Annotated in this window: 25 protein-coding genes; 18 read left to right on the top strand and 7 right to left on the bottom strand. The window is 65.7% G+C overall.

Annotated elements, in window-relative coordinates:
* Positions 1–3: 3 nt before the first annotated feature.
* From EBN1_RS03740 to EBN1_RS03710, 7 genes are all read left to right on the top strand, one after another.
* A complete protein-coding gene (locus tag EBN1_RS03740; RefSeq protein WP_011236576.1) occupies positions 4–852 on the top strand; it encodes an HlyC/CorC family transporter in 849 nt (282 codons plus the stop codon).
* 40 nt (positions 853–892) lie between these two features.
* Entirely contained in the window at positions 893–2392 is a 1500-nt protein-coding gene (gene lnt / locus EBN1_RS03735; protein ID WP_041645685.1) for an apolipoprotein N-acyltransferase, read from the top strand.
* A 127-nt stretch (positions 2393–2519) separates the two neighbouring features.
* Positions 2520–3440: a glycine--tRNA ligase subunit alpha gene (glyQ, locus tag EBN1_RS03730; protein WP_041645683.1), complete on the top strand. Its 921-nt coding sequence runs from the start codon at positions 2520–2522 to the stop codon at positions 3438–3440.
* A complete protein-coding gene (gene glyS, locus EBN1_RS03725; RefSeq protein ID WP_041646897.1) occupies positions 3440–5527 on the top strand; it encodes a glycine--tRNA ligase subunit beta in 2088 nt (695 codons plus the stop codon). Before glyQ ends, glyS begins: the two co-directional genes overlap by 1 nt.
* Positions 5528–5542: 15 nt before the next feature.
* Positions 5543–6076, top strand: coding sequence for a D-glycero-beta-D-manno-heptose 1,7-bisphosphate 7-phosphatase (gene gmhB / locus EBN1_RS03720; protein WP_011236572.1), 534 nt, complete (start codon positions 5543–5545; stop codon positions 6074–6076).
* Between the two features lie 8 nt (positions 6077–6084).
* A complete protein-coding gene (locus EBN1_RS03715; RefSeq protein WP_011236571.1) occupies positions 6085–6876 on the top strand; it encodes a lysophospholipid acyltransferase family protein in 792 nt (263 codons plus the stop codon).
* Between the two features lie 108 nt (positions 6877–6984).
* Positions 6985–8214 (top strand): PilT/PilU family type 4a pilus ATPase, encoded by a 1230-nt coding sequence (locus EBN1_RS03710; RefSeq protein ID WP_011236570.1) that lies wholly within the window; start codon positions 6985–6987, stop codon positions 8212–8214.
* Between the two features lie 97 nt (positions 8215–8311).
* Here the strand turns inward: EBN1_RS03710 and EBN1_RS03705 are convergent, their stop codons facing one another.
* From EBN1_RS03705 to EBN1_RS03680, 6 genes are all read right to left on the bottom strand, one after another.
* Positions 8312–8872: a phasin family protein gene (locus tag EBN1_RS03705; protein WP_011236569.1), complete on the bottom strand. Its 561-nt coding sequence runs from the start codon at positions 8870–8872 to the stop codon at positions 8312–8314.
* A 351-nt stretch (positions 8873–9223) separates the two neighbouring features.
* The gene (locus EBN1_RS03700) at positions 9224–10000 is read right to left on the bottom strand and encodes an enoyl-CoA hydratase (protein WP_011236567.1); all 777 of its coding nucleotides are present in this window, start codon (positions 9998–10000) and stop codon (positions 9224–9226) included.
* Between the two features lie 50 nt (positions 10001–10050).
* Entirely contained in the window at positions 10051–10623 is a 573-nt protein-coding gene (gene lptA, locus EBN1_RS03695) for a lipopolysaccharide transport periplasmic protein LptA (protein WP_011236566.1), read from the bottom strand.
* Entirely contained in the window at positions 10620–11201 is a 582-nt protein-coding gene (gene lptC / locus EBN1_RS03690; RefSeq protein ID WP_011236565.1) for an LPS export ABC transporter periplasmic protein LptC, read from the bottom strand. Before lptC ends, lptA begins: the two co-directional genes overlap by 4 nt.
* 8 nt (positions 11202–11209) lie before the next feature.
* Positions 11210–11731: a KdsC family phosphatase gene (locus EBN1_RS03685; RefSeq protein ID WP_011236564.1), complete on the bottom strand. Its 522-nt coding sequence runs from the start codon at positions 11729–11731 to the stop codon at positions 11210–11212.
* Entirely contained in the window at positions 11731–12726 is a 996-nt protein-coding gene (locus EBN1_RS03680; RefSeq protein ID WP_041645680.1) for a KpsF/GutQ family sugar-phosphate isomerase, read from the bottom strand. The genes EBN1_RS03685 and EBN1_RS03680 overlap by 1 nt, the downstream gene beginning before the upstream one ends.
* Positions 12727–12876: 150 nt before the next feature.
* Here EBN1_RS03680 and EBN1_RS03675 point away from each other — a divergent pair, with 150 nt between their 5' ends.
* The 11 genes from EBN1_RS03675 to murA all read left to right on the top strand — a co-directional run bounded on the left by EBN1_RS03675 (position 12877) and on the right by murA (position 22087).
* Positions 12877–14847 (top strand): monovalent cation:proton antiporter family protein, encoded by a 1971-nt coding sequence (locus EBN1_RS03675; protein ID WP_011236562.1) that lies wholly within the window; start codon positions 12877–12879, stop codon positions 14845–14847.
* 147 nt (positions 14848–14994) lie between these two features.
* The gene (locus EBN1_RS03670; RefSeq protein ID WP_011236561.1) at positions 14995–15822 is read left to right on the top strand and encodes an ABC transporter ATP-binding protein; all 828 of its coding nucleotides are present in this window, start codon (positions 14995–14997) and stop codon (positions 15820–15822) included.
* On the top strand, positions 15819–16613 hold the full coding sequence (mlaE, locus tag EBN1_RS03665; protein WP_011236560.1) for a lipid asymmetry maintenance ABC transporter permease subunit MlaE: 795 nt from the start codon (positions 15819–15821) through the stop codon (positions 16611–16613). The genes EBN1_RS03670 and mlaE overlap by 4 nt, the downstream gene beginning before the upstream one ends.
* Entirely contained in the window at positions 16610–17077 is a 468-nt protein-coding gene (gene mlaD / locus EBN1_RS03660) for an outer membrane lipid asymmetry maintenance protein MlaD (RefSeq protein WP_011236559.1), read from the top strand. The genes mlaE and mlaD overlap by 4 nt, the downstream gene beginning before the upstream one ends.
* Before the next feature lie 25 nt (positions 17078–17102).
* Positions 17103–17942: an MlaA family lipoprotein gene (locus EBN1_RS03655; protein WP_011236558.1), complete on the top strand. Its 840-nt coding sequence runs from the start codon at positions 17103–17105 to the stop codon at positions 17940–17942.
* Between the two features lie 6 nt (positions 17943–17948).
* Positions 17949–18605, top strand: coding sequence for an MlaC/ttg2D family ABC transporter substrate-binding protein (locus EBN1_RS03650; RefSeq protein WP_011236557.1), 657 nt, complete (start codon positions 17949–17951; stop codon positions 18603–18605).
* Complete coding sequence (locus tag EBN1_RS03645; RefSeq protein ID WP_011236556.1) at positions 18602–18904, top strand: STAS domain-containing protein; 303 nt, start codon at positions 18602–18604, stop codon at positions 18902–18904. Before EBN1_RS03650 ends, EBN1_RS03645 begins: the two co-directional genes overlap by 4 nt.
* Complete coding sequence (locus EBN1_RS03640; RefSeq protein WP_011236555.1) at positions 18901–19797, top strand: ABC transporter ATP-binding protein; 897 nt, start codon at positions 18901–18903, stop codon at positions 19795–19797. The genes EBN1_RS03645 and EBN1_RS03640 overlap by 4 nt, the downstream gene beginning before the upstream one ends.
* Positions 19790–20560 carry an ABC transporter permease gene (locus tag EBN1_RS03635; protein ID WP_011236554.1) on the top strand — a complete coding sequence of 257 codons (771 nt, stop codon included), beginning with the start codon at positions 19790–19792 and terminating at the stop codon, positions 20558–20560. Before EBN1_RS03640 ends, EBN1_RS03635 begins: the two co-directional genes overlap by 8 nt.
* Positions 20561–20570: 10 nt before the next feature.
* The gene (locus EBN1_RS03630) at positions 20571–20828 is read left to right on the top strand and encodes a BolA family protein (protein ID WP_011236553.1); all 258 of its coding nucleotides are present in this window, start codon (positions 20571–20573) and stop codon (positions 20826–20828) included.
* 8 nt (positions 20829–20836) lie between these two features.
* On the top strand, positions 20837–22087 hold the full coding sequence (murA, locus tag EBN1_RS03625) for a UDP-N-acetylglucosamine 1-carboxyvinyltransferase (RefSeq protein WP_011236552.1): 1251 nt from the start codon (positions 20837–20839) through the stop codon (positions 22085–22087).
* Positions 22088–22114: 27 nt separating this feature from the next.
* Here the strand turns inward: murA and rnk are convergent, their stop codons facing one another.
* Complete coding sequence (gene rnk / locus EBN1_RS03620) at positions 22115–22510, bottom strand: nucleoside diphosphate kinase regulator (protein ID WP_041645676.1); 396 nt, start codon at positions 22508–22510, stop codon at positions 22115–22117.
* Positions 22511–22568 lie beyond the last annotated feature (58 nt).

Raw genomic sequence — 22568 nt, 5'->3', positions numbered from 1 at the left:
TCCATGGACAGTCTCCCCGGAAAACCCCTTTCATTGCTTGAACGGCTTTCGGCGCTGCTGTCGCGCGAGCCCGAAGACCGTGGCGAACTCATGGCGCTGCTGCACTCGGCGTTCGAGCGCAACCTGCTCGATGCCGACGCGCTGTCGATCATCGAGGGCACGCTGCAGATGTCCGACCTGCAGGTCAGCGACGTGATGGTCCCGCGCTCGCAGATGGAGGTGATCGGTGTCGACGACGCGATGGACAAGATCGCCAGCTTCGTGATCGAGACCGGCCATTCGCGTTTTCCCACCGTCGGCGAAAGCAAGGACGACGTCGTCGGCATCTTTCTCGCGAAAGACCTGCTGCGTTATTTCGTCGGGCAGGAATTCGAGTTGCGCGACGCCTTGCGACCGGCGGTGTTCGTGCCGGAGACCAAGCGCCTCAACGTGCTGCTGCGCGACTTTCGCGTCAGCCGCAACCACATGGCGATCGTCGTCGACGAGTACGGCGGTGTCGCGGGACTCGTGACGATCGAGGACGTGCTCGAGCAGATCGTCGGAGAAATCGAGGACGAATACGACAGCGATTTGGCCGGCGACAACATCCGGCTCATGCAGGACGGGCGTTACCGGGTCAAGGCGACGACCGAGATCGCCGACTTCAACACCGCTTTCGCGACGAATTTCAGCGATGCCGACGTCGACACGATCGGCGGCCTGGTGATCCGCGCGCTGGGTCGGTTGCCGCAGCGCGGCGACACCGTGATCCTCGCAGACGTGAAAGTCCAGGTGCTGCGTGCGGACAGTCGACGGGTATATACGCTGCTCGTCGAGCATGCGGTGCCGGTCGCGGACGCAAGACAGGCGTGATGCGCGTGCGTCGCACGAAACGCGCGGTGGCTGAGTGCTGATGGTCCGGATCGTGATGCTCGCCGCGCTGGCAGGCGGCGCGTCGGTGTTCGCGTTTGCGCCGTTCGGGATTTTCCCGCTGGCTTTCGCGAGCCTGGCGGTGCTCGCGGGATCCCTGCAGCGGGTGCCGCGTGCTCGCGGCGGTTTCGTGGTCGGATTCGCGTGGGGGTTCGGCGCCTTTCTCGCCGGCGTGTCGTGGCTCTATGTCGCGCTCCATCGTTACGGCGGCATGCCGATGCCGCTGGCCGGGTTTGCGATCGCGCTGTTCTGCGCCTATCTGGCGCTCTTTCCCGCGCTGGTCGGGGGACTGTTCGTGCGCTGGCGGCGCGGCGGCCCTTTCCGGCAGGCCGCGCTGTTCGCGGGCCTGTGGGTTGGCGCCGAAGTGCTGCGCGGCTGGCTGTTCACCGGCTTCCCGTGGCTGGCGATCGGCTATTCGCAGACGCCGCCGAGCCCGCTCGCCGGGTTCGCTCCGTTGATCGGCGTGTATGGCGTGGGCGGACTGCTCGCTTTTGCCGCCGCGCTCGCCGCCGTGGCGCCTTGGCGGCGCCTGCGTGGGGCGGCTGCGGCGGGGCTCGCGATCGTCGGCCTCGGCGTCGCGGGCTTCGGCCTCGCCCAGGTCGCGTGGACCCGACCCGTCGGCGAGCCCGTCGAAGTCGCGCTGATCCAGACGAACATCGAGCAGGGGTTGAAGTGGCGCCCGGAACGTCTTGCCGACTGGCTGCAGACCAACGTCCGGCTCGCCCGCGAGCATGCGGCCGATCTCGTCGTGCTGCCCGAAACGACGCTGCCGCTGCTGGCCGACCGCCTGCCGGAAGGCTATTTGGACGAGCTCGCCCGCGACGTCCGGGCGGCCGGCGGCAATCTCGTGCTCGGCGTCTTTCTGCGCGATGCGCAGGGTGGCATCTACAACGCTGCGCTGAGCATCGGCGCATCCCCGAGCCAGACTTACGCGAAGCGCCACCTCGTGCCGTTCGGCGAATATTCGCCGCCACTGTTCGGCTGGTTCTACGACCTTGTCGACATCCCCATGTCCGACCAGACGCGCGGTGCGCCGGACCAGGCGCCGATGAGGCTCGGGGAGCAGCGTGTCGCCGTCAACGTGTGCTACGAGGACCTGTTCGGCCGCGAGCTGATCCGCAGCCTGCCGGAGGCGACGCTGATGCTGAACATCTCGAACCTCGCGTGGTATGGCGATTCGTTCGCGCAGCCGCAGCACCTGCAGATCGCCCGCATGCGGGCACTCGAAACCGGTCGGCCGATGCTGCGCTCGACGAACACCGGCATGACCGCGGTGGTCCGGCCCGATGGCAGCGTTTCGGACGTGCTGCCCCCGTTCACGCAAGGGGCCCTGCGCGTCCCGGTGCAGGGCTACGCAGGGCTGACGCCGTATGCGCGGTGGGGCGACCGCGCCGCGATGCTGCTGGCGCTGGTTGCGGCAGGTGTGGGCGTTGCGGGGGCGCCGCGGCAACCGGCCGGCAGTCTGAAAACGGTGTCCGGTTAGGCTGCCCGGCAACAATTCCCGTGCAAGGGCAAGACTAAACGTCGCTCCTGCCGGCGAATGCCAGTAAAATCCGCTTCTTTGCGTTCGCAGCGCGGCCCGCGTGCCGCCTCTCCAGCCGTCCGAGACCATGTCCCCGCACAAACCCACGTTCCAGCAAGTCATCCTGACGCTCCAGCAGTATTGGGGCGAGCGCGGCTGCGTGCTGCTGCAGCCGTACGACCTCGAAGTCGGCGCCGGCACGTCGCACACCGCGACTTTTCTGCGCGCGATCGGCCCGGAGCCGTGGAACGCCGCGTACGTGCAGCCGTCGCGCCGGCCGAAGGACGGCCGCTACGGTGAGAACCCGAACCGGCTGCAGCATTACTACCAGTTCCAGGTGGTGCTGAAGCCGTCGCCGCTGAACATCCAGGAGCTGTACCTCGATTCGCTGCGCGCGCTCGGCATCGACACCAACGCGCACGACATCCGCTTCGTCGAAGACGACTGGGAGAACCCGACGCTCGGCGCGTGGGGTCTCGGCTGGGAAGTGTGGCTCGACGGCATGGAAGTCACGCAGTTCACGTACTTCCAGCAGGTCGGCGGCCTCGACTGCAAGCCGGTGCTCGGCGAGATCACGTATGGCCTCGAGCGGCTCGCGATGTACCTGCAAGGGGTCGAGAACGTCTATGACCTCGTCTGGGCGGTGTATCCGGACGGCTCGAAAGTCACTTACGGCGACGTTTTTCATCAGAACGAAGTCGAGCAGTCGACGTACAACTTCGAGCATTCGAACGTCGACTTCTTCTTTTCACTGTTTGGCAACTACGAAGCAGAGGCGAAGCGCCTGATGGAAGCGGGTCTTGCGCTGCCAGCCTACGAGATGGTGCTGAAGGCCGCGCACAGCTTCAACATGCTCGACGCCCGCGGCGCGATCTCGGTCACCGAGCGCGCAGCGTACATCGGCCGCATCCGCAACCTGTCGCGCGCGGTCGCGCAGGCCTATTCCGCATCCCGCGAGAGTCTGGGTTTTCCGATGCTGAATCAGAATCCTTCGCAGGAGGCGGCATGATGACCACCGCGACTGTGCTCGTCGAACTCCTGACCGAGGAACTGCCGCCGAAAGCGCTGCCGCGTCTGGGCGAAACGTTTGCCGCGAAAGTCTTCGAAGGCCTGAAGGCGCGCGATCTCGTCGCCGAAGACCGCGGGTTCCGCTGCTTCGCTGCGCCCCGCCGGCTCGCAGTCACGGTGCCGACCGTGCGCGCCGCCGCGCCGTCGCGTGAAGTCACCGAAAAGATCATGCCGGTGCAGGTCGCGCTCGACGCCGAAGGCCGGCCGACGCCGGCGCTGCTGAAGAAACTCCAGGCGAAAGGCATTGCGCCGGAAGCCGTCGCGAGCTTCGAGCGACGCGTCGACGGCAAGGCCGAAGCACTGTTCTATACGCACCTCGAACCGGGTGCCGCGCTCGACGACGTGCTGGCGGCAATCGTCCAGGAGGCCGTGAAGGCGCTGCCGATTCCGAAGCTGATGCGCTGGGGCGCGGGCGACGCGCAGTTCGTCCGGCCGGTGCACAAGCTCGCGATGCTGCACGGCGCGCGCGTCGTGCCGGGCCGCGTGCTCGACCTCGATGCCGGCCGCGTGACGATGGGCCACCGCTTCATGAGCCGCGGCGAGATCGAGCTGGCGACCGCAGAAGCTTACGAACCGACGCTGCTCGCCGAAGGCAAGGTGATCCCGGACTTCGCGGAACGTCGCTCCAACATCGAGCGTCAGCTCGTCGCGACCGCTCAGGAGCAGGGCGCGAGCCTCGGCGAGTACGCGGACCTCCTCGACGAAGTCGCGGCGCTCGTCGAGCACCCGACGGTCTATGTCGGCGAGTTCGAACTCGAGTTCCTTGCCGTGCCGCAGGAATGCCTGATCCTGACGATGCGCGCGAACCAGAAGTACTTCCCGTTGTTCGACGCTGCCGGCAAGCTTCTGAACCGCTTCCTGATCGTCTCGAACATGCGCCTTGCCGACCCGTCGAACATCGTCGCCGGCAACCAGCGCGTCGTGCGCCCGCGCCTGTCGGATGCGCGCTTCTTCTTCGAGCAGGACCGCAAGCACACGCTCGACAGTCGCCTGCCGCGGCTGGCGCCGGTCGTCTATCACAACAAGCTCGGCAGCCAGCTCGAGCGCGTCGAACGCCTCGAACGCCTCGCCGGGCGAATCGCCGACCGGTTGCATGGCGACGTCGCTGCCGCCTCGCGCGCCGCGCGTCTCGCCAAAGCGGATCTCGTCACCGACATGGTCGGGGAGTTTCCGGAGCTGCAGGGCATCATGGGGCGCTATTACGCGCTCAATGACGGCGAAGGCGAAGTCGTCGCCGACGCTGTCCAGTCGCACTACCAGCCGCGCTTCGCCGGCGATACGTTGCCCGCAGGCAACACCGCGTGCGCGGTCGCGCTCGCCGACAAGCTCGATACGCTGGTCGGCTTCTTCGGCATCGGCCAGCTGCCGACCGGCGACAAGGACCCGTTCGGGCTGCGCCGCGCGGCGCTCGGCGTGCTGCGCATCCTGATCGAGACGCCGCTGCCGCTCGACCTCGCGGCACTGGTCGGCGATGCCGCGGAAGGCTTCGCCCCGGGTCTGCTGACCGCTGCGGATTTCGAGTCGCAGCTTCTGGACTTCATGTTCGAGCGGCTCAGGAACCTGCTGCGCGAGGCGGGCCACGCCGTGGACGTGGTCGATGCGGTGCTCGCGCTGCACCCGACGCGCATCGACCTCGTTCCGGCAAAACTCGACGCGGTGCGCGTGTTTCGCGGACTGCCGGAAGCCGAGGCGCTTGCCGCGGCGAACAAGCGGATCGTCAATATCCTGAAAAAAGCCGAGGACGAGCTGCCGGAGCCGGACGTCGCGCTGCTGCAGGAGCAGGCCGAGAAGGCGCTGTTCCATGCCGTCGTCGAAGTCGCGCCGCTGGTGCATTCGCACGTCGCGAACGAGGACTACACCGATGCCCTGTGCGCACTCGCCGGCTTGCGGGCGGCAGTCGACACCTTCTTCGACGACGTCATGGTGATGGTCGAGGAGCCGCTCACGCGCCGGAACCGCCTCGCGCTGCTGCGCCAGCTCGCCGGCCTGATGAACCAGGTCGCGGACCTGTCGCGGCTGTCCGCATAAAGGCGCCCGATTGCGATGAAACTGATCATCCTCGACCGCGACGGCGTCATCAACTACGACTCGGACCAGTTCATCAAGTCGCCCGACGAGTGGAAGCCGATTCCGGGTTCGCTCGAAGCGATCGCGCGGCTGAACCAGTGGGGCTGGCGCGTCGTCATCGCATCGAACCAGTCGGGCATCGGCCGCGGACTGTTCGGCATGGACACGCTCAACGCAATCAACGAGAAAATGGTCAGGAGCCTTGCGCAGGTCGGTGGCCGGCTCGATGCGATTTTCTTCTGCCCGCATGCGGCGGACTCCACGTGCAACTGCCGCAAGCCGAAGCCCGGCCTGTTCCTGCAGATCGCCGACCGCTTCAACGTCACGCTGGCCGGCGTGCCTTCGGTCGGTGACAGCCTGCGCGACCTGCAGGCGGGCCTGGAGGTCGGCTGCAAGCCTTACCTCGTACTGACAGGCAAGGGACTCAAGACACGCGACGATCCTGCGCTGCCGGAAGGAACGCTGATCTATCCCGATCTCGCCACGGCCGTCGCCGACCTCACCGCCTGAAGAAAACCGTGATCGTCCTGCGCTCCCTGTTGTTTGCGATCGTCCTCGCGATCGTCACGCCGCCTTACGCGATCTTCGGAATGCTGACGTTTCCGCTTCCGCCGCACATGCGTCATCGCATCATCACCTCGTGGGCGCCGCTCGTGATGTGGTTCGTGCGGCACCTGCTCGGCATCCGCTACCGCGTGCTCGGGAGCGACAACATCCCTTCCGGACCGGCGGTGATATTGTCGAAGCATCAGTCGGCATGGGAAACGATGGCGCTGCAGGTGATCTTCCCGCCGCTGTGTTTCGTGCTCAAGCGCGAGCTCCTGAAAGTGCCGTTCTTCGGCTGGGGACTCGCGCAGATTCCGGGAATCGCGATCGACCGCGCGGCTGGCAAGGACGCGCTGACGCAAGTCGTCGAGCAGGGCCGGGCGCGCCTGGCGGAAGGCTTCTGGGTCGTCGTGTTCCCCGAGGGGACGCGGGTCGCGCCGGGCACGACGCGGCGCTACAAGCCAGGTGGAGCGTGGCTGGCGCAAAAAGCGGGCGTGCCGGTGGTGCCGGTGGCCCACAACGCCGGCGAATTCTGGCGTCGCAATGCGTTCCTGAAATACCCCGGCGAAATCACCGTCAGCATCGGGCCGGCGCTCGGACCCGAAGGGCTCGACGCGAACGAAGTCAATGCGCGAGCCCAGCTGTGGATCGAGGCGGAGATGCACCGGCTGTTCCCGCATCACTATGCAGCCGGCGCAAAACGCGGCGACCAGCCGGACAGCGGCGTCGTCGCGGCAGAGCGCCGGGGCTCTGGCGAGAGCTGACCCTCGTCCGCCAGCACCCGGGCGGTCCGTTCGGCACGAATTCACCCCGCAGCCCCGCCGACTCTCCGACCCGGACCCGGAACTCTCACATCGAACCAAGGAGGCAGCATGGCATCCGCGCTCGGCCCTGAAGAAGCACGCAATTACATGCACAAGCTGCTGAAGGCGATGCACCAGATGGGAGGCTCGGACCTTTTCATCTCGGCCGACTTCCCGCCGAGCATCAAGTCGCACGGCGGCATGAAACCGCTGAGCCAGCAGCGGCTCGCTGCCGAAGTGACCAAGTCGCTCGCGCTGAGCCTGATGAACGAGCGCCAGCGGCGCGAATTCGAGGCCGAGATGGAGTGCAATTTCGCCGTCTCGCTGCCCGACGTGTGCCGCTTCCGCGTCAACGTGTTCATCCAGCAACAGCAGGTCGGCATGGTGATCCGGACGATCGCCTCGGAAATTCCGAATCTCGACAAGCTCGACCTGCCCGGCGTGCTCAAGGACGTCATCATGACGAAGCGCGGTCTGGTGCTTGTCGTGGGCGGCACGGGATCGGGCAAGTCGACGACACTGGCGGCGATGATCGACCACCGCAACACGAATTCGGCCGGCCACATCATCACCGTCGAGGATCCGGTCGAGTACGTGCACAAGAACAAGGGCTGCCTCGTCACTCACCGTGAAGTCGGCGTCGATACGCATTCTTGGGAGCACGCGCTGAAGAACACGCTGCGCCAGGCGCCGGACGTGATCCTGATCGGCGAGATCCGCGATCGCGAGACGATGGAGCACGCCATTGCATTTGCCGAAACCGGGCACCTGTGTCTGGGGACGCTGCACGCGAACAATTCGAATCAGACGCTCGACCGGATCATCAACTTCTTCCCCGAAGAGCGCCGCAACCAGCTCCTGATGGACCTTTCGTCGAACCTGCGGGCGATCGTCTCGCAGCGCCTCGTCCGCACCGAGGACGGCGCCGGGCGCAAGGCCGCGATCGAAATCCTCCTGAACACCCCGACGATCGCCGAAATGATCTTCAAGGGACAGTTCCATTCGATCAAGGAGATCATGGCGAAGTCGCGCGAACTGGGGATGTGCACGTTCGATCAGGCGCTGTTCGCCCTGTATGACGCGCACCACATCAGCTACGAAGAGGCGATCCGGAATGCCGACTCGGCGAACGAGTTGCGCCTGCAGATCAAGCTGAAGGCCGGCCGCGGGCAGCCGTCGTCGGGCATTGGCAGCGAGTTCAGCCTGTCGATCGAGGAGTCCGTGGAGGAGGATTCAGGCGAAGCGGAAAAAGCGGAGCTGCTGCCCGCGTCCGGCGCCTCGACGGCACACACGTCCTGATTCGGACGGGGGTGATCTTCCGCAGGCCCGTGGCCTGCCCGGAAGTAAAAAAAACCCCGCAAGCGGGGCTTTTTGATGCGGTGCGAGTCGAAACGTATCAGGCTGCTTTCTTGACGCCGGTCTTCACCGAGGCGCCGACAGCCTTCACTGTGGCATTGGTCGCGGCAGCGACGTTGGCTTCGGCGATCTCGGCGACTTGTTTGGCCGCCTTGCTGACGCTGTCGTAGGCGCTGTTTGCGGCAGCGATCGCGGACTTGACGGCAGCAACGGCAACGTCGGAACCGGCCGGAGCGGATTTCGCAGCCTTGTCGAGCGCCAGCGACAGGTTCTTGTTCACTTCGGCGATCTGGGTTTCGACCAGCTTCGAAATTTCTTCCTGGCCCTGCGACGCGATTTCGTAGACGCTGCGGTTGTAGGCGACGGCCTTCTCGACCAGGGGCTGGGCCAGCGCGGCCTGCAGGCTCACCAGTTCCTGCACGTCCTTCGCGCCGAGCAGGGCCTTCGAGTTGGCGATGCTGTCTTCGAGGATTGAACGGGCAGTGTTCAGGTTGAGGGCGGCGAAGCGCTCGGCGCTGGCGAAAACGTTGTTCGCCAGGGTCAGCAGGGTTTCGACGTTGGCTTTGTTGGTCGCTGCGAACTGCTCGGGGGTAGCAAACATTTTTTCATCTCCTAGGGTGGTGTTTCAATGATTTGCTCCGCAACTCTTTCAGTCTGTTTGGTGCGTCGCAACATGGTCTGGATTATAGGGACGACAAGGCCCTTGTCAAGCGTTTTTTTTGTGCGCTGCACAATACTCAAGGAATACCCGCCAATGCTGTCCGAACCAGACGGGAAAAGCCCGGCAAGACACGGTTTTCCAGTGTTGTTTCGAGCGGTACGCGAGGGGTTTTTTAACGGTAAACAGGTATGAAAATTACCGTGATGCTGCAATTGCAGCATCACGGTGAGAATGGCTTAGGAATGATGAAGGGGTGATCCACCGCCGACGGGATGTGGCGGCGCGGCAAGGTCAGCGGTGCTTGAAGTCAGGCTTGCGTTTCTCGACGAAGGCAGCCATTCCTTCCTTCTGATCGTCGAGGCCGAACGCGGCATGGAAAACGCGGCGTTCGAACAGAAGGCCTTCGTTGAGGCTTCCTTCGAAGGCGCGATTGACTGATTCCTTGATCATCATCACGACCGGCAGCGAGAAGTTGGCGACCTCGGTGGCCACCGCAAGCGCTTCGTCGAGCAGTTTGTCGGCCGGCACCACCCGGGCAACGAGTCCCGAACGTTCTGCTTCCTCGGCCCCCATCAGCCGCGCGGTGAGGCACATGTCCATCGTTTTCGCCTTGCCGATCGCGCGGGGCAGGCGCTGCGTGCCACCCGAGCCGGGCAGGATGCCGAGCTTGATTTCGGGCTGGCCGAACTTGGCGTTGTCGGCAGCGATGATCATGTCGCACATCATCGCCAGTTCGCACCCGCCGCCGAGCGCGAAGCCGGCGACCGCTGCGATGACCGGCTTGCGGCAGGTCTTGACGCGTTCCCAATTGCGCGTGATGTAGTCGCCCTTGTAGGCGTCCATATGCGAAAAGTTCGCCATTGCGCCGATATCGGCGCCTGCGGCGAAAGCTTTCTCGCTGCCGGTGATGACGATGGCGCCGATTCCCTCGTCGGCCTCGAAGTGGTCGAGCGCCTCCCACATTTCATCGACGACCTGATCGTTGAGCGCGTTCATCGCCTTCGGGCGATTAAGGGTGATCAGGCCGACCCGGCCACGCGTTTCAACGAGGATGTTCTGGAAACTCATGCGTCTCATCTCCTGGTGATTGAGGCTTTGCTGGGGGTGTTGCCGGAATGTTATTGAGACTTTTGCGGCGCTTCGCTGCCCGGTTCCGCGGCCGAGCCTTTCGGCTGGATGACGGCCCGCACGCGTGAGTCGCCAGCCGTTGCCGCGCTTGTGCCCGGCTGGTTCGTGACGAAGTATTTCTCGCTCAGGGCATCGTATTCGATGTAATGCCCGCGCACTTCGTCGCCGCCGGATTCGACGCGCGCCTGATTGAAAAGGCGCGCCCGCTCCGCCCGGCTGTCGTATTCGATCCGTTCGGCCTCGCCTTCGACGAATTCGTTGCTGCCTTCGCGTTTCTGGCGGAACGTCGCGGGCCGTTTGTCGCTGCCGGTGGCCACTCCCGTCTGGAAACCGTCCGGGCCCTGCGTCACGACGAGCCGATCGCCCTTGATGACGAGAGAGCCCTGCGTGAGGACGACATTGCCTTCGAAGACGTGCACCTTGTTGCGGTCATCGACGGTCAGGCGGTTCGCCTCGATGTTGACCGGTTTTTCGCGGTCGGCAAGTTCCGCGAGCGCCGGCAGCGGCTGCAGTGCGGCAACGAGCCCGAGCGCGAGGAAGGCGAGTGCAAGGACATGCTTCATGGTTGGGTCCGCGAGGTGCGTGGCATGAGAACGGTGACCCCGTCGAGCAGGTCGAGGGTGCCGAAGATATTGTCCGACTTGAGCCCGCCGGCGTGCGCAGTCGTCTTGCCTTGCGTGAGGATGACGGGGTCGCTGGTTTCGGCGCGCTCGTCGTCGGGCCAGACTTTCAGGGTCTCGGAAGCGAAACTCATCGCCGGGCTGCCGACGGTTGCCGCGCGGTGTACGCGCACGTCGCCGCTCAGGAGCACTTCGCTGCCGCCTTCGTGAATCTCGCCGGACTGTGCCGTGATGCGCAACTCACGGCCTTCGGAGTCGTAGCGCAGCCGGGGACGATCGAGCGTGGTGATGCCCGACAGGGGGTAATTCGTGATCCGGTCGGCGAGCAGTTCGTAGCGTTGCTGCCCGTCGGCGCCGAAGCTGACCAGCCGGGTCTGCTCGGCGATGAAGTCCGGAGCGCGTCGCTGTTCGGTGCGGACCGCGCCGTCATCGTCGCGGGTGATCCGCTCGAGCCACAGAGTGGCGCCGGCCAGCACGACGAGCGCAACGACCGGATAGAGTTGCAGGATCGACGGGCGCATTGCCGGCTTCAGACGAGATAGGCCGAGAGCATCGCTTCGAGCCTGCCCTGTGCGGCCAGCAGGTAGTCACACACTTCACGCACCGCCCCGCGTCCGCCAGGCTTGCTGGCGACGTAGCCGACATGCCGTCGGACGAATTCGTGGCCGTCGGACGGGGTCGCCGAAAATCCGCATGCGCGCAGGATCGGCAGGTCGACGACGTCGTCGCCCATGTAGCCGGCTTCGCTGGCGGGGAGGCTCCGGCGCGCGAGCAGCGCGTCGAGACAGGCGCGCTTGTCCTCGACGCCCATGTGCAGCTCGCCGATGCCGAGATTCGCCGCCCGCAGTTCGAGTGCGCGAGAGCTGCGCCCGCTGATGATCGCGACTTCGACGCCAGCGCTCTGCAGCATCTTCAGTCCGTGACCGTCGAGGCTGGAGAAGACTTTCAGCTCTTCGCCGTTGGGGGTGAAATAGAGGCTCCCGTCCGTCATCACGCCGTCGACGTCGAAGCCCATCAGGCGGATGCGCGAGGCGTTTTCGTGGGCCGGCATCAGATCACCTTCGCGAGCATCAGGTCGTGGGTCGTCAGCGCGCCTGCGAGCGTGCCGTCGGCGTCGACGACGAGCAGCTGACTGATGCGCAGCCGTTCCATGATTTCGGCTGCTTCGACGGCGAGCGCGTCCGGATCGATGCTGCGCGGCGCGCGCGTCATGACTTCGGCAAGCGCCGCAGTGCGTGCGTCGCAGCCGCGCTCGAGCGCCCGGCGCAGGTCGCCGTCGGTGAAGATGCCGATCGGCGCCCCGCGGGCGTCGACGACCGCGGTCATGCCCATGCCGCCGCGCGTCATTTCGAGCAGGGCCGAGGTCATCGGGACGGTTTCCGGGACCTGTGGAACGCGGTCCGCGCCGCGCATCACGTCGCTGACATGGGTGAGCAGCCGCCTGCCGAGGCTGCCGCCCGGATGCGAGCGGGCAAAATCGTCGGCACCGAAGCCGCGCGCATCGAGCAGCGCGACTGCCAGCGCGTCGCCGAGCGCGAGCGCCGCGGTGGTGCTGGCGGTCGGCGCGAGGTTCAGCGGACAGGCTTCCTCGCTGACCGCGGCGTCGAGATGGACGTCGGCTTCGCGCGCGAGCGGCGAATCCGGCTTGCCGGTCATCGAGATCAGCTTCGCGCCCTGGCGCTTGACGAGCGGCACGATCGTCAGCAACTCCTCGCTCGCGCCGGAGTTCGACAGCGCGATGACGACGTCTTCGGCGGTGATCATGCCGAGGTCGCCGTGCGCCGCTTCCGCCGCATGCACGAAATAGGCCGGCGTGCCGGTGCTCGCGAGCGTCGCGGCGAGCTTGCGCGCGATGTGGCCGGATTTCCCGATGCCCGTGACGATGACGCGGCCGCGGCGCTGCAGGATCAGCTGCACGGCACGCTCGAAATCGGCGCCGAGACGTTCGGCCAGCGCCGCGACGGCGGCGGCTTCGATGTGCAGCACGCGGCGGGCGAGGGCGACGCAGCGGGTTTCATCGGGGAGAGCGGGCGGGACTGGGTTCATAGGGTTCGAAGCGGTTACACTCTGACGCACGAGACAGCCGGAAAACCGGCGGCGAACAGCAGGCCCGGCGGTGCAAATCGAAGCTGCGAAGTATAGCAGACGGGCCAAGCGGCCCCCGCATCGTGCACATTCCACCCATCACCCTCATTCATGCACAACACGCTCGAGCTGGTCCTGTTGCTCCTGGCGGCCTGCGTCGTCGTGGTCGCGGTTTTTCGCAGCCTGAGTCTGCCTCCGGTGCTCGGATACCTGCTCGTCGGTGCGGGAGTCGGCCCACATGCGCTCGACCTGGTCGAAGCTTCGGACGGCGCGAGCCATTTGGCCGAGTTTGGGGTGGTGTTCCTGATGTTCTCGATCGGGCTCGAGTTTTCGCTGCCGCGGCTGTTCGCGATGAAACGCATCGTGTTCGGGCTCGGCGCGGCGCAGGTGCTCGGATCGCTGCTGTTCACGATGCTGGCGGGAGCGATCTTCGGGCTCGAATGGGGGGCGAGCTTCGCGCTCGGCGCGACGCTCGCGATGTCGTCGACGGCAATCCTCTCGAAGCTGCTGTCCGACCGCCTCGAACTGGACCGGCCGCACGGCAGGGAAACGATCGGTGTGCTGTTGTTCCAGGACATCGCCGTCGTGCCGCTGCTGATCCTCATCCCGGCGCTGTCGCAACCGGCCGGAGAACTCGCCGGGACGCTCGGCATCGCGGCGCTCAAGGCGGCGGTGCTGCTCGCGCTGGTGCTCGTGGCCGGCCAGCGCGTGATGCGCTGGTGGTTTACCGTCGTCGCACGGCGGCGCTCGGGCGAACTGTTCATGCTCAACGTGCTGCTGATCACGCTGGGGCTGGCGTGGCTTTCCGCCGCGGTGGGATTGTCGCTGGCGCTGGGGGCATTCCTGGCAGGCATGCTGATTTCGGAAACCGAGTACCGCTACCAGGTCGAGGAGGACATCAAGCCGTTTCGCGACGTGCTGCTGGGCCTGTTTTTCGTCACCGTCGGGATGTTCCTCGACGTCGGGCTGATCATGGCGAACTTCGCGGCGGTGCTGGGCCTGCTGGTGGGGCTGCTGGTATTCAAGGGGGTGATCGTCTTCGCGGCATCGCGAGCTTTCGGTTCGTCGAGCGGCACTGCGCTGCGCACTGCGCTGTGGCTGTGCGCCGGCGGCGAGTTCGGCTTCGTGCTGATCTCGCACATCGACGACGTCAGCCTGATACCGGAGGCGCTGCTGCAGGTCACAGTTGCCGCGCTGGTGTTGTCGATGCTTGTCGCGCCGCTGATCGTGCAGCTGAGCGACAGGCTGGTGCTGCGTTTCGTCGCTTCCGAATGGCTGCAGCGCTCGATGGAGCTGACGCGTGTCGCCGCGCAGACGATGAACACTAGCAAGCACATCATCGTCTGCGGCTACGGCCGCAGCGGGCAGTACATGGCGCGCTTCATGGAGCAGGAAAACGTCAGCTACGTGGCCCTCGACCTCGATCCGGAGCGCGTGCGTGAAGCGGGCGCGGCTGGCGATACCGTCGTGTATGGCGATGCGGCGCGCCACGAAACATTGATGGCCGCGGGCATCATGCGGGCGAGCGCGTTGGTGATTTCGTTCGGCGAAGTCGAAGCGGCGCTGCGGGTCATGCATCGCGCCCACCTGTTGCGGCCGGACCTGCCGATCGTCGTGCGCGCGAGCGACGAGAAGGACATGGCGCGGCTGTCGCACGCCGGTGCCACCGAAGTGGTGCCGGAGGCTTTCGAAAGCAGCATCATCCTCGCCTCGCATGCGCTGGCGCTGATCGGCGTGCCGCTCAACCGCATCGTGCGGCGCATCCGCGACATTCGCAACCAGCGCTATGCGCTGATGCGCGGCTTTTTTCACGGCGCGAGCGACGCGGCGGACGGGCCCGACGCGAACCAGGCGCGCCTGCGCTCGGTGACGCTGCCGGGTGGCGCCCGCGCAGTGGGCATGACGATCGGTGCGATCGGGCTCGGCGAGATCGGCGTCGGCGTGTCGGCAGTGCGCCGACGGAACATCCGGGGGCTATCGCCGGGGCCTGAAACGCAGCTGGAGGAAGGTGATGTCGTCGTCCTGATCGGCATTCAGGCCGATCTCGAACAGGCCGAGCGCCGCCTGCTCGGTGGGGCCTGAGCGTCTCTCGGGAGCCCTGCGGCCGTCCGCGCTCTGCTAAACTTCGCTGTTTGACCAATACGCCGGGCGATTGGCTGAAGCACTTGACCTTGGTGAAGTGCTGCTCGTCCCTAATGCGTTAGTCTGTGTTTTCAAAGATTTTTCGGATTGCCTCGCTTGTCATCCAACTCTTCCGCCACGCTCGTGCAGTTGCAGGACGTTCGCTTCGCATACGGCGAGCGGGTCATCCTGCGCGGCATCGATCTCGACATCCCGCGCGGGAAGGTGGTGGCGATCATGGGCGGCAGCGGCTGTGGCAAGACGACTTTGCTGCGCCTGGTCGGTGGGCAGTTGCGGGCCAGCGGCGGGACGGTGAACGTCGCGGGCCAGGACCTGGCGCGCTTGTCGACCCGCGAGCTCTATGCGTTGCGCCGGCGCATGGGGATGTTGTTCCAGTTCGGCGCGCTCTTCACCGACATGTCGGTGTTCGACAACGTCGCGTTCCCGCTGCGCGAACATACCGACCTGCAGCCCGAACTGATTCGCGACCTCGTGCTGATGAAACTCAATGCCGTCGGCTTGCGGGGTGCGGCGACGCTGAAGCCTGCGGAACTGTCCGGCGGCATGGCGCGCCGTGTTGCGCTGGCGCGCGCGATTGCGCTCGATCCGATGCTGATCATGTACGACGAGCCGTTCGCCGGCCTCGATCCGATCTCGCTGGGCGTCATCGGGCAGCTGATCCGCCGGCTCAATGATGCGCTCGGGGCGAGCACGATCATGGTCACTCACGACATCCTCGAATCGCTGCAGATCGTCGATTACGTCTATTTCATCTCGGAAGGACGCATCGTCGCGCACGGCACGCCCGACGAGATCCGCGCCTCGACCGATCCGTTCGTGCAGCAGTTCATCCATGCCGAGGCCGACGGCCCGGTGCCGTTCCATTATCCGGCCGAGCCCCTTGCGCACAGCCTGCTGGGGCGGGGCGCGGCATGAACGGATTGCTGGCTCTCGTGCGCCGGCTCGGCGGCGCCGTCACCGACGCGGTGTGGCGGCTCGGTTTCGCGGCACGCTTCTTCGGCTTGCTGCTGCTGTATTCCGGGCAGTCGCTGCTGCGCGTGCACCTGACGATCCGCGAAGTCTATTTCAGCGGCGTGCTGTCGCTGCTGATCATCGTCGTGTCCGGGCTTTTCGTCGGCATGGTGCTCGGCCTGCAGGGTTACGAGACGCTGCAGCGTTTCGGCTCCGGCGATGCGCTCGGCGTGCTCGTGGCCCTGTCGCTGACGCGCGAACTGGGGCCGGTCGTCGCCGCGCTGCTGTTCGCGAGCCGCGCCGGTTCGGCGGTGACGGCCGAGATCGGCCTGATGAAAGCGACCGAGCAACTCAAGGCGATGGACATGATGGCCGTCAATCCGATCGCCCGCGTCGTAGCGCCCCGCTTCTGGGGAGGCGTGATCTCGATGCCACTGCTCGCGGCGCTTTTTTCCGCGATGGGCGTGTTCGGCGGCTGGCTGATCGGGGTCGTGCTGATCGGCGTCGATGAAGGCGCTTTCTGGTCGCAGATGCAGGCGGCGGTCGATTTTCGCTTCGATGTCGTCAACGGCGTGATCAAGAGCGTGGTGTTCGGTGCCGCGGTGTCGCTGATCGCGGTCTTCGAAGGCTACGACTGCACACCCACTGCCGAAGGCGTCTCGCGGGCGATCACCCGCACCGTCGTCAGTTCCGCTTTGGCGATCCTGGCGCTCGACTTCGTGCTTACTTCCTTCATGTTCAGGGGCCAGTCATGAGCCGTACAACGCTCGACCTGTGGGTCGGTTTCTTCGTCGTCATCGGCATGGCCGCACTGCTGTTCCTTTCGCTGAAAGTCGGTAATCTCGCGAGCGCCAATTTCAGCGAGTCTTACGTCATCAAGGCGCAGTTCGACAACATCGGCGGCCTGAAGGTCAGGGCGCCGGTGAAAAGCGCCGGAGTCGTCGTCGGGCGCGTCACGGACATCCGCTTCGATACCGGCAGCTACCGCGCCGAAGTGACTTTCGTCGTCGATACCCGGTTTCAATTCCCCCGTGACACGATCGCGACGATCCTGACTTCGGGGCTGCTCGGCGAGCAATATCTCGGGCTCGAACCGGGAGGCGACGTCGAGATGCTGAAAAGCGGGGAGGCCGTGCAGATCACGCAGTCCGCGGTGGTGCTCGAAAAGCTGATCGGACAATTCCTGTTCAACAAGGCAGCGGAGACGCCGGCGAACTGACCCTGCCGCACGGCATCGAATAAAAATGAATAACAGCCCTTTCCCCCGACAAACAACGCTCGCGGTGATCGCCCTCTGCCTGACGCTGGCCGCCGGCTGCACGACGCGCATCGCGAATCCGGACGATCCGCTCGAGCGCTACAACCGCGCGATGTTCGGTTTCAACGAAACAGTCGACCGCGCCGTGATCCGGCCGGTCGCAGAGGCCTACGATGCGACGATGCCGCCTCCCGCTCGCACCGGCGTCGGCAACTTCTTCGGCAACGTCGGCGACGTCTGGAACGGCGTCAATAACCTGCTGCAAGGCAAGTTCAGGGAAGGCCTGTCCGACGGCGCCCGGTTCGGCCTGAACTCGACGCTCGGCATCTTCGGCGTCTTCGATGTCGCATCCGAGTTCGGACTGCCGAAGAGCGACGAGGATTTCGGCCAGACGCTCGGGCGCTGGGGAGTCGGCGAAGGCGCCTACTTCGTCGTGCCGTTCTTCGGGCCGCGTACGGTGCGCGACGCCGCCGTGCTGCCGATCGATCTGTACGGCGACAATGTCTGGGGCGTGAGCGACGTCGCGACGCGCAACAGCCTGACGGCGCTGCGTCTCGTGCATGGCCGGGCGAACTTGCTCGGCATCGACAAGACGCTCGAGGAAGGCACTCTCGACAAGTATTCCTATGCGCGCGACTTCTACCTGCAGCAGCGTCGCTACCGGGTCCATGACGGGAGCCCGCCGCAGGAATACGAGGATTTCAACGGCAGTGACGAAGCCGTATCGCCGCCGTCGCCCGCCAGCGGTGCCGCGGCAGTGAGCGATACCAACGAATTTCAGCAGGTGAGCGGCGGATCCGGGGATGACCGCCCGGCCACAAGGTAATACAAGATGAAAAAACTCTTCCTTTCTCTGTGTCTGCTCCTGTCGATCGGCGCGAGTGTCGCGGCCGATCCCGGCGCGGCGCCGGGTGCCCCAGCCACGGCTGTGCCGACGGCTCCCGACGCGCTGGTTCGCGACGTGAGCAGCGACGTGCTGGCGATCGTTCGCGACGACCAGGCGATCCGTGCGGGCGATACGGGCCGCGTCGTCGATCTCGTCGAGGAAAAGGTGCTGCCGCACTTCAACTTCCGTCGCATGACGATGCTCGCCGTCGGCAAGGATTGGCGCCAGGCGACTCCCGAGCAGCAGAACGAGCTGGTCGATGCGTTCCGCACGCTGCTGGTCCGCACCTATTCCAATGCCCTGACGCAGTACCGCAACCAGGTCATCGAATACAAGCCGGCGCGGTTCGGCGCCGCCGATACCACCGTGCGCGTGCAGACCGAGGTCCGCCAGGCCGGGGCGCAGCCGATCAACATCGACTACGTGCTCGAAAAAACCGATCGTGGCTGGAAAGTGTTCGACGTCGTCGTTGCCGGCGTCAGCCTGGTGACGAATTATCGCGGCACGTTCGCGCAGGAAATCCGTGCTGGCGGCATCGACGGGCTGATCCGTTCCCTGCATGCCAAGACGCAGGAACTGAGCGGCTCCCCGGAACGTTCATGAACGGTAACGTGACCGAGGTGCTGCGGCTCGGCGGACCGCTGACGATGACGACCGTGAGCGGGTTCGTGCAGGCCGGACGCGCGAAAGCCGCGGCCGGCGACCTGACGGTCGACCTGTCCGGCGTCACCGCAGCCGATTCGGCAGCGCTGGCGCTGCTGTTCGACTGGCTGCGAGCGGCCCGTGACGCCGGGCACCGGATGACGCTGAGCGGCGTCCCGGAGGGATTGGGCAGTCTCGCCGCCCTGTATGGAGTCGACGAACTGTTGCCGGCGCAAGCCCCGGCCGCGTCGACTCGATGAGCCTGCCGGCAATCCGCATTGCTTCGGTGACGAAGCGGTATGGCTCCGTGCAGGCGCTCGCCGGCGTCGACCTCGACGTCGACCGCGGCGAGTTCTTCGGCCTGCTCGGCCCGAACGGTGCCGGCAAGACGACGCTGATCTCGTCCCTGTCGGGGCTGGTGCGCGCCGACAGCGGCACGCTCGAAGTGATGGGCCACGACGTCGTGTCCGATTACCGCAATGCGCGCCGCAAACTCGGCGTGGTGCCGCAGGAGCTGGTATTCGATCCGTTTTTCACGGTGCGGGAGCTGCTGCGCATCCAGTCCGGCTACTTCGGCATCCGCCACAACGACGACTGGATCGACGAGATTCTGGCGAGCCTCGACCTGACCGCGAAAGCGGGTGCGAACATGCGCATGCTGTCGGGGGGCATGAAGCGTCGCGTGCTGGTTGCCCAGGCGCTGGTGCACCGGCCGCCGGTGATCGTGCTCGACGAGCCGACCGCCGGCGTGGACGTCGAACTGCGCCAGGGCCTGTGGCAGTTCATCCGCAAGCTGAACCGCGACGGCCATACGATCGTGCTGACGACGCACTACCTCGAAGAGGCCGAGGCGCTGTGCGGACGCATCGCGATGCTGAAGGCGGGTCGCGTCGTCGCGCTCGACACGACCGACAACCTGCTGCGGCGTTTCGCGACGCATTCGCTGCGCGTGCGTCTCGAGCGTCCCGAAATCGCCAGCGGCCTCGGCGCGGCGCTCGCCGAAGGCGGCTGGGCGGAGTTCGCGCTCGACACCTACGACGAGCTCGAACCGACGCTCGCGCGCCTGCGCGAAGCAGGCGGGCGGATCGTCGAGATGCAGCTCGGCGAAGCCGATCTCGAACGGGTCTTCGTCGAGGTCATGCACCGTGCCTGAGTCGCGCCTCGCGGGTTTTCGCACGCTGCTGTACAAGGAAGTGCTGCGCTTCTGGAAAGTCGGGTTCCAGACCGTTCTGGCGCCGGTGATCAACGCGATGCTGTTCCTGCTGATCTTCTCGCACGTGCTCGACCGCCACGTCACCGGCTATGGCGAAGTCGCCTACACGGCGTTTCTCGTCCCGGGGCTGGTGATGATGTCGCTGCTGCAGAACGCGTTCGCGAACAGCTCGTCGTCGCTGATCCAGAGCAAGATCACCGGCAACATCATTTTCGTCCTGCTGCCGCCGCTGTCGTACCGCGAGTTCTATGCCGCCTACGTCATCGCGTCGATGCTGCGCGGACTGTTCGTCGGCACCGGCGTGCTGCTGGTGTCGATTCCGTTCGTCGACCTGTCGATCGCGGCGCCGGGCTGGGCACTGGCGTTCGCCCTGATGGGCAGCGCGATCCTCGCTTCGCTCGGCGTCATCGCCGGCATCTGGGCCGACAAGTTCGACCAGCTCGCCGGGTTCCAGAACTTCCTGATCATGCCGCTGACGATGCTGTCCGGCGTGTTCTATTCGCTGCATTCCCTGCCGCAGCTGTGGCAGGACGTGTCGCATGCCAACCCGTTCTTCTTCATGATCGACGGTTTTCGTTACGGCTTCTTCGGCCAGTCCGACGTGTCGCCGTGGCTGAGTCTGGGTGTCGTTAGTGTGTGTCTGATGTTACTTGCGGCCCTGACCCTGGCGATGCTCGCCCGGGGCTACAAGCTGCGTGCCTGAGGAAATCAAAATGTTCGAAGCAAGCGAAATCAAGAGACTGATCGAGCAGGGGTTGCCCTGCGAATTCGTCGAAATCCAGGGCGACGACGGCGTCCACTTTACCGGCATCGTCGTCAGTGCCGAATTCGAGGGCAAGCTGAAAGTCCGTCAGCACCAAGCCGTGTATGCGACGCTCGGCAAGCTGATGGGCAACGAGATCCATGCGCTGCAGCTGCAGACCTTCACGCCCGCGAAGTGGGCCGAAGTGCGCGGCGGACTCGGGTTCTGAGCGACGCGATGGACAAGCTACTGATCGAAGGCGGCGTGCGCCTGGCCGGAGAAGCGGCGATTTCCGGCGCGAAGAACGCGGCCTTGCCGATCCTGTGTGCCGCGCTGCTGACCCGTGAGCCGGTGACGTTAACGAACGTGCCGCAGCTGAACGACATCGACACTCTGCTGAATCTGCTCGGGCAGATGGGAGTCAAGGTCAGTCGCGACAACGCCGCCGTCACGCTCGACGCGTCCGCGATCGACAACCCGGTCGCGCCGTACGAGATGGTCAAGACGATGCGGGCGTCGATCCTCGTGCTCGGGCCGCTCGTCGCGCGCTGCGGCGAAGCGCGCGTGAGCCTGCCGGGCGGCTGCGCGATCGGCGCGCGCCCCGTGGACCAGCACATCAAGGGCCTTCAGGCGATGGGAGCGCAGGTGACGGTCGAGCACGGCTACGTGCACGCGGTCGTGTCGCGCCTCGCCGGTGCGCGCCTCTTCACCGACATGGTGACGGTCACCGGCACTGAAAACCTGATGATGGCGGCCTGTCTCGCCGACGGCGAAACGGTGATCGAGAACGCCGCGCGCGAACCCGAAGTCGTCGATCTGGCGAACTGCCTCGTCGCGATGGGTGCACGCATCTCGGGTGCCGGCACCGACGTCATCCGCATCCGCGGCGTCGACCGCCTCAACGGCGCGACGCACCGCATCATGCCGGACCGCATCGAAACCGGCACCTACCTGTGTGCGGCGGCGGCGACCGGCGGCGAGATCCGCCTGACCCGCACGTCGACCGCGTATCTCGATGCCGTCGTCGACAAGCTGATGGATGCCGGCTGCGACGTCGTCACCGAGCGCGACGCGATCCGCCTGAAGGCGCCGGCGCGCCTGACGTCGGTGAATATCCGCACGTCGCCGTATCCGGCGTTTCCGACCGACATGCAGGCGCAGTTCATGGCGATCAACGCGGTCGCCAGCGGGGCGGCGATGATCCGTGAGACGATCTTCGAGAACCGCTTCATGCATGCCGTCGAGTTGCAGCGCCTCGGTGCCGACATCCGCATCGACGGCAATACCGCCGTCGTGCAGGGGGTCGAGCGGCTGCAGGGGGCGACCGTGATGGCGACCGATCTGCGCGCCTCGGCAAGTCTCGTCATCGCCGGCCTCGTCGCCGAAGGTGAAACGGTCATCGAGCGCATCTACCACCTCGATCGCGGTTACGAGCGGCTCGAGGAGAAGCTCGCCGCGCTCGGTGCCCACGTGCGTCGCATCGCCTGAAGCGCAGGCGCGACGCGGGTTGGCAGCTCAGTGTCCGGCGGCTTCCGGCTGCCGGACTTCGAGCACTTCGAGGTGGATCGAACGCCCGTCGTCGGTCTTCCAGTCGATCGCCTGGCCGACCGACAGGCCGAGCAGCGCGCTGCCAGCCGGCGAGAATACGGACACCTTGCCGGGACCCTGCTCCGTATCGCCGGGATAGACGAGAGTCAGCTCGTATTCCCGGCCACTGGGTTGTTCGCGAAAGCGCGCCTGGCTGTTCATGGTGATCACGTCGCCCGGCATGTTCTCCGGTTCGCGTACGACAGCGCGCTCCAGTTCATCGCGCAGGCCATTCAGGTCGCCCCGGTTGCGAGCGGCGGGCGAGAACAGCAGGCCCTCCAGGCGCTCCAGGTCGCGTGAAGAGATCACGATCTCGGGTTTCATCTCATCTCACCTCAAATCGTTGCTGGGAAAAGTAAAAATGGCCGAACCGCTGCGCGGT

Source organism: Aromatoleum aromaticum EbN1 (genome assembly GCF_000025965.1).
Taxonomy (GTDB): Bacteria; Pseudomonadota; Gammaproteobacteria; order Burkholderiales; family Rhodocyclaceae; genus Aromatoleum; species Aromatoleum aromaticum.
Note: the sequence above shows the minus strand (reverse complement) of the source record. Positions and strands in the feature narration are given on the sequence as shown.

Coding starts and splice junctions, on each gene's coding strand:
- EBN1_RS03655 (WP_011236558.1), top strand. CDS start 17,103: ATGAATAACAGCCCTTTCCCCCGACAAACAACGCTCGCGGTGATCGCC.
- EBN1_RS03675 (WP_011236562.1), top strand. CDS start 12,877: ATGCACAACACGCTCGAGCTGGTCCTGTTGCTCCTGGCGGCCTGCGTC.
- EBN1_RS03700 (WP_011236567.1), bottom strand. CDS start 10,000: ATGAGTTTCCAGAACATCCTCGTTGAAACGCGTGGCCGGGTCGGCCTG.
- mlaD (WP_011236559.1), top strand. CDS start 16,610: ATGAGCCGTACAACGCTCGACCTGTGGGTCGGTTTCTTCGTCGTCATC.
- mlaE (WP_011236560.1), top strand. CDS start 15,819: ATGAACGGATTGCTGGCTCTCGTGCGCCGGCTCGGCGGCGCCGTCACC.
- EBN1_RS03705 (WP_011236569.1), bottom strand. CDS start 8,872: ATGTTTGCTACCCCCGAGCAGTTCGCAGCGACCAACAAAGCCAACGTC.
- glyS (WP_041646897.1), top strand. CDS start 3,440: ATGACCACCGCGACTGTGCTCGTCGAACTCCTGACCGAGGAACTGCCG.
- EBN1_RS03685 (WP_011236564.1), bottom strand. CDS start 11,731: ATGCCGGCCCACGAAAACGCCTCGCGCATCCGCCTGATGGGCTTCGAC.
- lnt (WP_041645685.1), top strand. CDS start 893: ATGGTCCGGATCGTGATGCTCGCCGCGCTGGCAGGCGGCGCGTCGGTG.
- rnk (WP_041645676.1), bottom strand. CDS start 22,510: ATGAAACCCGAGATCGTGATCTCTTCACGCGACCTGGAGCGCCTGGAG.
- EBN1_RS03650 (WP_011236557.1), top strand. CDS start 17,949: ATGAAAAAACTCTTCCTTTCTCTGTGTCTGCTCCTGTCGATCGGCGCG.
- EBN1_RS03710 (WP_011236570.1), top strand. CDS start 6,985: ATGGCATCCGCGCTCGGCCCTGAAGAAGCACGCAATTACATGCACAAG.
- EBN1_RS03740 (WP_011236576.1), top strand. CDS start 4: ATGGACAGTCTCCCCGGAAAACCCCTTTCATTGCTTGAACGGCTTTCG.
- lptC (WP_011236565.1), bottom strand. CDS start 11,201: ATGCGCCCGTCGATCCTGCAACTCTATCCGGTCGTTGCGCTCGTCGTG.
- murA (WP_011236552.1), top strand. CDS start 20,837: ATGGACAAGCTACTGATCGAAGGCGGCGTGCGCCTGGCCGGAGAAGCG.
- EBN1_RS03630 (WP_011236553.1), top strand. CDS start 20,571: ATGTTCGAAGCAAGCGAAATCAAGAGACTGATCGAGCAGGGGTTGCCC.
- lptA (WP_011236566.1), bottom strand. CDS start 10,623: ATGAAGCATGTCCTTGCACTCGCCTTCCTCGCGCTCGGGCTCGTTGCC.
- glyQ (WP_041645683.1), top strand. CDS start 2,520: ATGTCCCCGCACAAACCCACGTTCCAGCAAGTCATCCTGACGCTCCAG.
- EBN1_RS03640 (WP_011236555.1), top strand. CDS start 18,901: ATGAGCCTGCCGGCAATCCGCATTGCTTCGGTGACGAAGCGGTATGGC.
- EBN1_RS03645 (WP_011236556.1), top strand. CDS start 18,602: ATGAACGGTAACGTGACCGAGGTGCTGCGGCTCGGCGGACCGCTGACG.
- EBN1_RS03680 (WP_041645680.1), bottom strand. CDS start 12,726: ATGAACCCAGTCCCGCCCGCTCTCCCCGATGAAACCCGCTGCGTCGCC.
- gmhB (WP_011236572.1), top strand. CDS start 5,543: ATGAAACTGATCATCCTCGACCGCGACGGCGTCATCAACTACGACTCG.